This window comes from Paenibacillus sp. FSL M7-1455 (genome assembly GCF_038004655.1).
GTDB lineage: Bacteria > Bacillota > Bacilli > Paenibacillales > Paenibacillaceae > Paenibacillus_AQ > Paenibacillus_AQ cookii.
This window is the reverse complement of sequence record NZ_JBBORO010000001.1, coordinates 2,187,487-2,199,342: the sequence shown is the minus strand read 5'-3', so window position 1 is coordinate 2,199,342 and position 11,856 is coordinate 2,187,487. Positions and strand designations below refer to the sequence as shown.

The following is an 11,856-nucleotide window of genomic DNA, read 5'->3' as shown; positions in this document are numbered from 1 at the left end:
CTCCCAAGTCGTAAAAACTATTTTTGAATGTTAAAGGTATCCAAGGCTGTCTTCAGGCGCTCTGCAGCTGCCTTTATATCTCCTTCGGTCGCCGATTTGTCGTCAGCTGCGGTTTGAGCCGCTGCGAGGGCGTCCTTCAATGCTTTCCATTGCTCCGGCGTTGCCTCGTATTGCTCTTGGTGGTCGAGCATGTCTCGCGCCTGGCCGATCAAGGATTTCAGCTCCGTCTTGTCGTACGTGACGGTAATCCGGCAGCTGGCCGATTGTTCGGTCCCTTCCACGCGTCCGAGGACGACGAAGGAATGCGCCGTCGTCAGCTCGTTATACGGAACCTCGTTCCAGGTGACCGGTTTGGTGCCTTTCGTTTGGTCCGCAAACGTGACGTTGACGGTGGCCGGAAGCTGCGGAGCGACGCCGATGACGGTTTCGACTTCCATGGGATCAATGCTCAAAACCGGCTTGTTCGAGCCGTTGCCCGGATTTCCGGCAACCGCCTCCGGACCGAGCACCCGCCACTCCTTCACGCCGGTCCAAGCTCCGGACTGCCTTATCAAATGGAGGCGGAGTTTCGTCGTCGTGATTTCATCGAAGGAGACGTCGTTAAAACGGTCCTTGTTCATTGCTTTTCCGGACAATCCGGTCACCGGTTTGAATTCGTTCGACGCATGGTCCCAATACTCCAAGGAATAATCGGCCGGAACCTTGACGCCGCCGCCGTCGTCGTAGAAGTAGATCGAGCTTTGCGACAGCTTCACGGGCCGATCCCAGGTATACAGCAGCCAATGGGACTCGGCCGGGTCGGCCCAGTTGCCGTATTGCACCTCATCCTCCGGTTTGCCGATGCTTGCTGACGTATAAGGGATGTATCCGTCATTGACGCCGGCAATGGATTCCCACGGCGATACGTAGGAAGTCGTCGCCTTGGCGAGCAGCGCGACGTTTTTCACTTGAAGCCCGTCTGACGCCTTCTTCAGTTTCGCCCGAACCGCCTCTACCTGCTCCCGCGTATAATTCTGGCCCGCAAGTAATGTCTTCGCTTCGGTTAAAGCCGTTTGCAGCGCATCCCAGGATTCCGGCGTGAAATCATCCTTGTTCCGGACAATTTTTCCGTTGTCCCTTGGCGCGTAGGCGTGGATCATATCAACGATATCCTGGGTCGGAACCGAAACGGTAATGTGAACGTCGACCGCCGTTTCCTTTTCCCCGTCGCTGACGGTTAACGTATACACATACTCGCCGACGTCATGGAAAACAGCCTTCAATTCGGCCCGATCCGTCTGCATTTCTTCCACGCTGCCGCTGCCTGACGCTTTGCTCCAACGATAGCTGAGCTCCTTGCCCGACAATCCGTCATCGTATATGACGGGCAGGATCGATACGGTTTCATCCTGCGCGGCCGTCCGTTCGGTCTGTCCAATGTACACCTTCGGCGCCTGGTTGACCGCCGGGGCGACGTTTTTAAGCTTGTTGTCGTAGATTTGCACTTCCTTGATGCCCGTCTTGGCATCGAGCGCATGCGTTACTCTGAGGCGAATGGCCTGCGTTTTCACCGTTTCGAACTCCACGTTGTTATAGTTGGAGGCGATCGTTTCGGGATAGCGGGTTTGGCCCTGAACCGGCTTCCACGCGTTCCCGTCCTCATCCAAATATTCGAGCAGGAACTGCTGCGGCGTGCCGTAGCCCCCTTCGAGCCGGTCGTTGTAGAAATACACTTTGACGTTGTTGACCGGTTTCTTTTTCCCGAAATCGAACGTGACCGTGTCGCTTGGATTCGGACTTCCTCCGAGCAGCGCCGTATTCCCCGCATGGTCCGTCGAGGCGATCGTCGATCCGTCGGCCAAACGATTGATATCCGAATCGGGGCTCACGTAAGTCGACGTAATCGTCGTTCCGGAAGCCATGGCCAGGTTTTCGCCTTGATGCTGAAGATCGATCCCGGCTTTGTTGAACAGGTCCACGACCCGCGGCTCGCCGGCAAGGGACGTGCCCTTCGCGGAGGCGACGCGTTCCTTTTCCCCCTTTTTCTCGTACCAGATCTGCGTGTTCGCGTTATTGCCCGCCGCGCCTTCGATATCCGATTTCGGCAGCTCCGCTTTCCCCGTTTTCGTATCGTAAATGACGTGGGACATTTCGCTTGTCGTCAACACGCGCTCCCCGTTGATAAAGAGCGAAAAACCCGCCGGAATGCCTTTGTAATACGGATTGTTTTGGTATTTGGCCGGATCCTGCCATACAATGGACAGATTCGCGTCATGGTATCGCACGTTGTCCACCGCAAAATGGTCGTAACCGATGCCGATCGGCCACAGCTCGATTTTGTCGTCGGTTCTCGGCTGAATTCCCGCCATATCCTCCATGACCGTGTAATTCATCATGCCGAGCGTATCGTGGTGAATCCATGATCTGACCATGTCCCCGCTCGGGTTCGGCGGATTGTCCTTGGTCCACTGCGTGCCGAAGAAGTAGTTTTCCAGCCAAAAGAACTCGTTGGAGTCCAGGTGGTCGGTATTCCCCGGTTCTACCGTATGCAGCCATGCGCCCCAGTCGAACAGCTTTTTGTAGGTGTCCGCGTTGATGTTGTCCACAGGATAATACCGAAGCGATGCCCGGATCGTATTGATGTAGTTGCCGAAATTGCACCAGGCGAATTGGTCCGTGCCGTAAGCGTCGGTTTTCCCGTCCACGAAGGCCTGCAACCGTTTCATGATGCTGTGCTGATCCGCCGTGAAAAACGGAAAAATAGGATAATATTGCGGATCGTCGTAGTCCGCCAGCTGGGTCAAGTATTTGGACTGGTAGCCGTTCTCTTTCGCCGTCGGCACGACGCCGAAATTAAACACGAACATGTTGTTGTCCCGCCAAGGGACGAAGGTATCGGCGCCGTTTACGATTTTTTTGTGGAGGAAGCTGCCTTCTCCCTTCGTGTCCGCTTTCCCGTCGCCGTCAAAATCCGCGCCGTCGTACCACATCTCGCTCAAAATATGGCTGCGGATGTTGTCCGCAAGATCGCGTTCCTTGTTGGCCGCGCTGCTGTCCCCGAGCTCGTCGTACATTTCCGCCGCAGCAACCGCGTTGGCGTACGTCGTTGAAGTGCCGTCCAATCGGGCATAATTGCCGCCGCCGTTCCAATGCATCGATACCGTATCCCCGTCGTTGCCCGTAATCGGGGCGTGATTATAATAGACAAGGTACGGATCGGTGCCCTTGAAGTGCTCCAGCGTTCCGGTCACGTCATTCGCGGAAATATCGGCAAACTTCTTCAGGAGCTTGTTCCCGCCGCCGTAGATTTTATAAGCTTCCCATCCCACTTGGGAGGTGTTCTGCATCATGTCCCAGGTCCAGATGTTCGGGCGGCCCGGGTTGTTTTTGTAGTTTTTGTTTTCCGAATATTCCCCTTGCGCGAGCCAGGTGCCGTAGGCATACACCGGGTTGCGCAGCCATTTGAGGTCCTGCATCGCCCATGGGACGCTGACGGTAATGCCGTTGTTGTATCCCAGCACCCCTTCCATGTTCATCGGGAACTGCCAGTCGTTCCCCGGGATGTTGGCCTCCAGCAGGTTGAACCGGTTGCACCACCAGCGGTAATAAAGCACCTTTTTTACGTTTTCGTCGGGAATGTCGATGTACGGAATGTTGTCGGCCCACCACTGGTTGTATTCCTTCACCTGACGTTCGAAAGCTGCGCCGTTGTCGGTGATATTTTTGTATTCTTCGTATTGCGTTTTCGATTTCGGAATCTCGTCGGCCAGCCAGCCCATCGTGATTTTTTGCGAGGCGGTGCCGCCGGCCGGGACGACGATTTCCTTCACCAGTCCTTGATCGCCCGGTTTCATGCCGTTCCCGCTGAGACGGACGTCGACATAGGACATCGCCTTGACGAACTTGCTGCCGTCGGTGCCGATCATAAGCGGGGCAGCTACGCGTTTGCCGACCATTTCGTCCCCTTCCGCGACGGCTGCAAACGGAGACTTGACCTTGATCGTCAGCTTGACGTCTCCCGAAGTCGGATTATGAAAGTCCAGCAGCGTCACCGCCGAGTTGTAATAGGTAATAAATTTCTTCTGACGAACCTGCAGCGATCCGCTCGTATACGTTTGATCTTCATGGCTCGGGTAATTTTTCCTCGCGTTTTTGTCTTCGCGTACGCCCCCGGTGGACAGGCTAACCGAATACATCACCTCCTGGTTGAGTGTATCTGCGTAGTACACCTGTCCGGCAAATCCCAGCTTCGAATTGTCCTGGGTTTTCATGAACAAGGCGCTGCCGCGGCTGAACAGCGTGTTGGCGCCGCCCTCATCGTCGATGTCGTCCGGAATGACGCCCTTGTTGACGAGCAGGGAATCGAGCCAAGGCAAATCCTGATGGTCTTTTTTGAACGCTTCAAAATCGAAATTTTCGATGGTTTTCATCATTTGACCCACGGTTTGGCTGCTGAAATCCACGCCTTCGCTTGCAAATTTGTTGCCGCTGTCCCATGTGGCCGTTCCGAAATCATGCCCTGCGCCCGGCACCTCGAATCCCGTCGTATAATTCGCCAACGCGGCCGATGCTGCCCCGCCGGACGCAAGCGCCACGCTGATGAGGGCCGCCGCCCCTTTTCCAAGCCATGTTTTGCCTGTTTTCACGTGTATCCATGCCTCCCTTATCCTTTGATTCCCGTTAACGTAATCCCCTCAACAAAATATTTGTTGCCGATAAAAAAGAACGCAAGGCACGGCGCGGTAACGATGAGCGCAAGCGCCATCACCTGCTCATAGTTCGGAATCCGCATGCCGTTGACGATATAGAGCCCCATCGGCAGCGTATAATCGGCTTCTTTTTTCAAATAAATCATGGTGTAGAAAAAGTCGTTCCAATTGTTGATGAAGCTGAACAGCGCCACCACGATCAATGCCGGGCGGATCAAAGGCAGCATGATCTTCAAATAAATGCGGAAATATCCGGCCCCGTCGATTTTGGCCGCCTCCAGCAGCTCATCCGGTATGGTCATGAAAAATTGCCGCAGCAAAAAGACGAAATAGGCATTCCCCCCTGCACAGAATATGGCCGGAATGATCAAAGCCGGTTTGCCGGCGAGCCCGAGGCTCGTAAACAAGGAATATTGCGGAATCAGCGTCACCGCGCTCGGCAGCATCATCGTGCTGATGACGAGCGCAAACCACATGCCGCGCAGCGGGAAACGCAGTTTGGCGAAAGCATAACCTGCGAAGCTGGTCGTGATCACGTTAAACACCACGTAAGGGACGACGATCGAAACCGAATTCCACAGCTGCCGGGAGAAATCGATCCGGTCGATGGCCCGGCTGAAATTGTCGATGCCGAATGCCGAAGGAAAAAACACCGGCGGACGCGCCAATATTTCCGCATGGCTGACGAACGAACCGCGCAGCAGCCAGTACAACGGGAACGCCATCGCAAGCCCGAGAAGAACCGAGAGGACAACCAGCAGGCGGTGAATCGTCTTTTTTCGCGCTTTGGTTCGGCGGATGCCCGCTCCATGAATCGCTGTCGCTGCCATTACGCTCTCCCCCTTCGGTTTCGCACCGTCGATTTATCCCTCTTTAGCGCGCCCTGAAAATAAAACAGGATACCGGTAATAACCATTGTAATGAGGAAGACGAGCCAGGCCTCGGCCGACGCGAGCCCGCGCATGCCCGTTTGCACGAAGGAATGGTCGTAGATCATAACGTTGATGAAGTAAGTCATCCGGTCCGGCGCGCCGTTCCGCGACAGCACCACGCTTTGGGTGTAAATCTGGATCGACGTCATCATGCACATGATGAGCTGGAAAAACACCACCGGTTTGATCGTCGGATACGTGACCTTGGCAAATTTATGCCAGGCATTGCCCCCGTCCATTTCGACCGCTTCGAGCAGCTCGCCCGGCACGTCCTGCAGCGTCGCCAGAAACACGACGATCGTTCCGCCGCAGGTCCATAAGCTCATCAGAAACAACGTGCCGAAGATGTTGGTCGCATCGTTCAAAAAATCGACCGGCGTCGCCCCGAGCTTCAGCAGCAGCCAGTTGACCAGTCCGCCCTTGGCCTGATTCTGCAGCAGCATCTGCCAGACGATGGTCGTCGCCAGCATCGGAATGACCGAGGGTAGGAAAAACACGGCGCGCAGCAAATTTCGGCCAACGAATTTCCGGTTCAGCAGCAGCGCGACCGCCAGGCAAAACACGATCACCAGAAACACGTTGATGAACGAATAGATGAGCGTCACCGACATGGACTTGCCGAATTCCGAGCCGGGACCGTAAAAAATCGTTTTGAAATTGTCCAGCCCGATCCATTTCATGACCTGATGACCGCCGATGATCGTGATTTTGTGGAAGCTGTACACGAGGCTCGCCAGCATCGGGTACAAGGTGAGGATAAGAAACCCCAGGATCGCGGGAGCGGCAAACAAATAACCGGCGACGGCCTCTTTGGCGCTCCCTTTGAGACGCGAATGCTTCGGAACGATGTTTTGGCTGGTGTTGCGTTTGATCTCCATATCCAATAGCCCTTTCCTGTACTGAATGTGAATGACTCCCGGCTACTCCGAAACCTTGCCGCTTTCCCACAGCTTTTTGATCGTCGGCATGACGGACGCGTACACTTCCTTGACCGTTTTTTGGCCGGATAACGCCTGGTCGATTGCTTTTTCGTATTCCGTGTTCATCCGCAGATAAGCCGGCACGTAATAAGCAGGCCATTGCACGATAGCGTCTTTCGTGTTGGAATAGCTCAAAATCGTTTCCTTGGCGCTGACAGGCAAATCGGCCGTCCACTTATCGACCAGCGCGGCGTCGGTGTACCAATCCGCCTGGTTCGGAAGCCATGCCCCGGATTTCAACAGCTCCAGGCTGTTTTCCGGATTCACCATATAGGCGTAAAACTGTTTCGCTTCTTCGATATGCTTGGAAGATTTATAGACGACAAGCGGCGCGCCGCAGTTCATCGTGACGGCCTGTTTCATTTTCGGCAATACGCCTACCCCGATGTCTTCGTTTCCGTTGATGTTCGCCAGATCCCAGGAGCCGCTGATGGCCATCGCGTAACCGCCGCTCAAAGCGTCGACCGCCGAACCTATGCCCGAATTCCATGTATAGGTAAAGCTTGAAGCCACCTTGTCCTTGTTGACCAGGTCCGCCAGCTTCTGAATGCCGTCGACGGATGCCTGCGAATCCCATAAAAACTGTTTGCCGTCGGCAGAAACGACGCCTCCGCCGTTGGCGTTCGCCGCCCAGAAATGGTGGAACTCGCGGCCCGCGGTGAACCCCAGCCCGTAATTTTCCGTTTTGGCCGCGTCAAATTCGGGATCGGCCGCCGTTTTGCCGCTCGTGTCCGTCGTCAAGGCTTTTGCGTATTTCACGAAGGTGTCCCAATCCCAAGCCTCTTCGACCTTGGTCGGAGGATAAGGAATCCCTGCCGCGTCGAATTTGGATTTGCTGTAGAAAAGCAGCTCCATTTGGTTGGACAACCCGACGCCGATCACCTTTTGGTCCGGGGAATGGATCGTGATGGCATCCAGCTTTTTCGGAATGGTTCCGTTATCGATCAGATCGCCGATATCCGCCAGAATGCCCATTTCGTAATATTTCTGGATGTCGCCTTCGCCCATGTAGCTGATGTCCGGCAGCTCGCCGGATTCCAGCCGCGTCTGGATGAACGTATCGAACGTGCCGTCCGCCGGCAGCACCTGGGCGTGGACCTTGACCCCCGTTTCCGCGGTATATTTCTCGATCGTCTTTTCCACCAGTTGTTTTTGCGCATCGTCTCCCCAATACAGCAGCTCCAGGGTCACGTCACCGCCTTTGGATTCGGCGCTTCCGCTCTCCCCGCTTGCCGCTTGCCCATCCGTGCCTGCGGCGCTGCCGCCGCATCCGGCCAAGGCCAACATCATCGCCGCTAACGTTACAGCCAACCATCGTTTGCGAAATTTCATGTCCTACTCCCCCCGTTTTGTTTGGATTTTGGATGTTCATTCTGCAAATCTCTCAACCGCTTGGTAAGCGCTTTATTTAATAACTATACCGGTTTTTGCCGGATATAAAATCTTCGATTCCAACCACAATTTTAGAAATTTCAACCTTTAAGATTCAAACTAATACTAAGAGGACTCTATTAAAATATTATTGTAAAAAAGAGAAATTCTTATTGAAATAAATGCAAAGAACCTTGCCTTTGTTAAGACAAGGTTCGGTATATAACATTATTCCTAAGAACAATGTTGTATAAGTAAGTCTGTAGTTACAATCCTCTTTTATCTAATTAACTACTTTTGGTTTTTTGACTTTTACTACCGATTGATTTCTCTATAAGCTCAAATAATTTCTTGAATTGATTTAGATCCGTTGATTTTGTTGAAAGTTCAATAATTCTATTTGCTACTTTTTTCTTGTTACCTTCAGCTATCTCAAATGATGTAAATTGATTTCGAGTATTTAAAGTAAACTTTACTTGTTTTGGGCGTTCGTTTACAATTAGCTTTTTTACTCGTTTTGAAGCAAGATCTTCTGAAATAGTAGGTATTTGGAAGTAGTCTATGTTAGGTTGGATTGTGATTTGCTGAACTCTCAACCTTTGTATTAAGCCATTCAGTGCCTTCTTTCCGGCATCATCTCCATCAAGAATTAATATGACGTGCACTTCATTATTCTTATTTAAAGTTAAAAACGATTCGAATAGTAAACATGCTGAATTACAGTTATTGGCTGGAAAAAATTTAACATCCTCTGGGTTAATACCTACTTCACCGTTTTCAAATAGTTTCATTAATGCTCCATTAAATAAGATTTCATCTGACTCCCCTTCAACAATTATATTTATTTTACTAAGAAACATCGAGTCAAGTAATGTTACACCCAATGATTCTCGTGCAACTAAATATTGGTCACTAACAATAATTGTTGAAAAAGGGGCACAGTCTTGTTTATCCACAACATATAAGCTAGAATTGTCATTTTTCGGAACAAAATGAGCTGAATGAGTTGTAATGAAAGTTTGAACATCATGCGAGAATTTTTTTAATACATTTGATAATTCACGTTGCTTTTTGGGATGCAAAAAAGATTCCGGCTCCTCTATTGCCCAAATATAAGTAACAGTAGAATTATATCTCTGAGGACGATTATCCGAGAGATATTTAAGAAAGAATATTAAACTACTAGTTTGTATACCAGATCCTTTCATACTCAATGGAGTTTGATAGGAATCAGTCACAACAGGAATAAGGATTGGTAGCATTGACTCCAGATCATCGAATGGTAATTGTAATTCAAGATGTTTAATTTCTTCAAAAGCATTACTTATCTCAGATGTGATAGACTGACTTGTTCCCGTAAGTTGGGGATTTAATTTGTTAAATAAGTTATCAATGGCTTCATTAATTTCCTGTTTAACTTTCGTAGAAGTGCCGCTCCATCCACTAAAGATAGTCTGAACTAATTCTTGGCTAATTTCTTTTTGAATAGTCTCAGATACATTTCTCCCCACTGGAAGGTACTTAAATCTAACACTCGATAGAGTCGCATCTACCACTTTGTCAATTAATTCCGGCTTTATATTTCGGACACCCGCTTTTCCTATAAACTGCCATGTTTTGTTGCCTTTACGAGTATATGTGAGTCTTAATCTTAGTCTATTATTATCAAGCCGACTCTGCTTCATACCTGTTTCACTTTCTAATTCGTTTAAAGCATTTACTATCTTATTTTCTCTTTTAGGGTCATATTCGAATTCAACCGTAATTTTTGTCACAGCTCTTGGTGATAATCCACTGTACTTCGGAAAATCATCTTCAGGACTGAATGGGCGTCTTTCAATAGTAGTATTGAAAAACAGATCTAGTGCTCTTAGAATGTTGGATTTTCCAGAATTATTTGGACCAACAATAACGTTATATTCAGATGGCTTAATAACCATAGGTTTCTCAATTATTGAACGAAAATTCTCTATCTCGATTTCCTTTATTGTTAACATGAATTACTCCTTAATATTGTATATCTTAATAAATAAATTTTGTGTCTCTATTTAATAATAACAAAACAAAAAATGTATTGACTTATGTATAGATTGGTTTTTACCTTTTACCTCCATAACTTTATTTTTCTATTTAATTATGCTTAATAATATATTAATGAGTGTTTTGCATAATTCCGTTTCAGAGAAGAAGCGATAGCATATTCACTGTCGTTAAGGGGTAATTTTCGAAAATGGTATTATATGGATGAAGAAAAGGGCAGACTTGCAGAATTTTAGAACAGCTCGTTTTTTAAGCGGCAGCCCGTTTTGAATGATGAGAAACGGCGAGCGCAGATGCAAGCAGAACAATGGCATTCAAATACTGGTGAGTTGTGACTTTCTGAATGCCCCGGACATGTGCGGCGTCTGCCGTCAAATAGGTTTTCAATCGGGAGTTGCAGCGTTCTACGCTGGTTCGTTCATTGTAAAGTTCCTTCCAACGCTTTGTATCCCGATGAGGGATGCTGTATCGCCGGAGATCATCCTTCGCATTTACTTTGACGACCATTCCATAGTTTGAAGACGAGCAGGCAGCCATGCCAAGCGGACAGTCGACTTTACCCGTGGCATGCGGGCAGCGAAATTTATGCATATCGCCGTCAACTCCCCAGTATGTCATCGCATAACCCATGGAACAGCACGGTGTTCCGTTCGAGGTCATGCCAGCAGGCGGTTCCTTCTCCCCCCGAAGATTAAGGGGAATGATGGCTTGTGCCTTGACGTTGCGGGCGGCCTCATAAACTTTCATTTGGTCGTAGCCCGCATCGAGTATGAAAAATCGTGTGCTCGTCCTGGACGCTGTTTTCTCGATCAGGCCCGGCGCCATTTCTCCATCATTGACATGCGCCGGCGTTACTTCCAAGGCGATCGGCAATTCACTTTTCGTATCGACCGCCAGATGAATTTTGTAACCAAACCATGTGATTTTATTGCCGAAGGAATCAATTTTTGCGCCCCAGTTCGCATTACCCGTTTGCTCGCTTTTGCGTTTGGGCTGCTTTTTCTCGTAAGCGCGGAGAGCGGCGCTGTCTATGGCGACGTTACTGCCTTCTATGATACCTTCCTGCTGACAGCGTGTGACCAAATCCTCAAAAAGCCGTTTTGCCAAGTCCTTTCTCGTCAGTTCTGAGAAAACTCGGCTTAATGTGGATATGGAAGGAGCTTCTCGATCCAGCGGAAGACCACACTGATAACGAAACCGGAGATCCGTATCCAAACGCTTATGCAACCCTGAAAAGGTACTTATTCCTTCAAGCGGCGCAGCCAAGAGTGCTCGTAGAATACCTTGTCTGCAGTATCCCTCAGCGCCTCGGGGTGAACGGCTTCTCAGTTCCTTGGCATACGGTCTCAGATCGAGAGAGCTGAAGAAGATCGGCAATCTCTCCTTGGGTTGAATTTTTAAAAGTTCTTCGAAGGAAAACAGACATTCTTGGAGAATATACAAAGTGACTTCCTCCATCCTTGAGGTTTTTGGGTTTGGTCACTTGAAAACTTCTCCAAGTTGGGGTGAAGTCCCTTTTTTATGTCCGAAAATCCTTACGGCTCAAGGCCTCAGATTACTGCAAAACGCTCATTAATAAATAACATTATCCTTCTAATGACCCACGACGTAATAACCAAATTTTCTAATGCCTATAATAAATATACCTCCTGATAAATAACGCTTCAACAATTTTCGATATAATCCCCTATAAATCAAGAAATTGGATATCTGCTTAAGCAACATAAGGTTTCTAAAATAAAAGGGGCTGTCCAGAAAGTCAGTGAAAACTGACTTCTGGTCCGCCCATTTTCGTTGAATGCAAAAAATAACACAAAAAAACCGTCTGATCTTGTAAAATGAAAG

Annotated in this window: 6 protein-coding genes; all 6 read right to left on the bottom strand. The window is 49.6% G+C overall.

The features are described from left to right. Positions 1–17 precede the first annotated feature (17 nt). A complete protein-coding gene (locus NYE48_RS10180) occupies positions 18–4,625 on the bottom strand; it encodes a discoidin domain-containing protein (protein WP_340998374.1) in 4,608 nt (1,535 codons plus the stop codon). A gap of 17 nt (positions 4,626–4,642) precedes the next feature. Next, positions 4,643–5,518, bottom strand: a complete 876-nt coding sequence (locus NYE48_RS10175) for a carbohydrate ABC transporter permease (RefSeq protein ID WP_340998373.1) — start codon at positions 5,516–5,518, stop codon at positions 4,643–4,645. Beyond that, entirely contained in the window at positions 5,518–6,498 is a 981-nt protein-coding gene (locus NYE48_RS10170; protein ID WP_340998372.1) for a carbohydrate ABC transporter permease, read from the bottom strand. Before NYE48_RS10170 ends, NYE48_RS10175 begins: the two co-directional genes overlap by 1 nt. A 42-nt stretch (positions 6,499–6,540) precedes the next feature. Then, positions 6,541–7,932 (bottom strand): ABC transporter substrate-binding protein, encoded by a 1,392-nt coding sequence (locus NYE48_RS10165; protein ID WP_340998371.1) that lies wholly within the window; start codon positions 7,930–7,932, stop codon positions 6,541–6,543. Between the two features lie 326 nt (positions 7,933–8,258). Further along, positions 8,259–9,968, bottom strand: a complete 1,710-nt coding sequence (locus NYE48_RS10160; protein ID WP_340998370.1) for an ATP-dependent nuclease — start codon at positions 9,966–9,968, stop codon at positions 8,259–8,261. Positions 9,969–10,260: 292 nt separating this feature from the next. Next, positions 10,261–11,454: a transposase gene (locus tag NYE48_RS10155; RefSeq protein WP_016311143.1), complete on the bottom strand. Its 1,194-nt coding sequence runs from the start codon at positions 11,452–11,454 to the stop codon at positions 10,261–10,263. Positions 11,455–11,856: the final 402 nt, after the last annotated feature.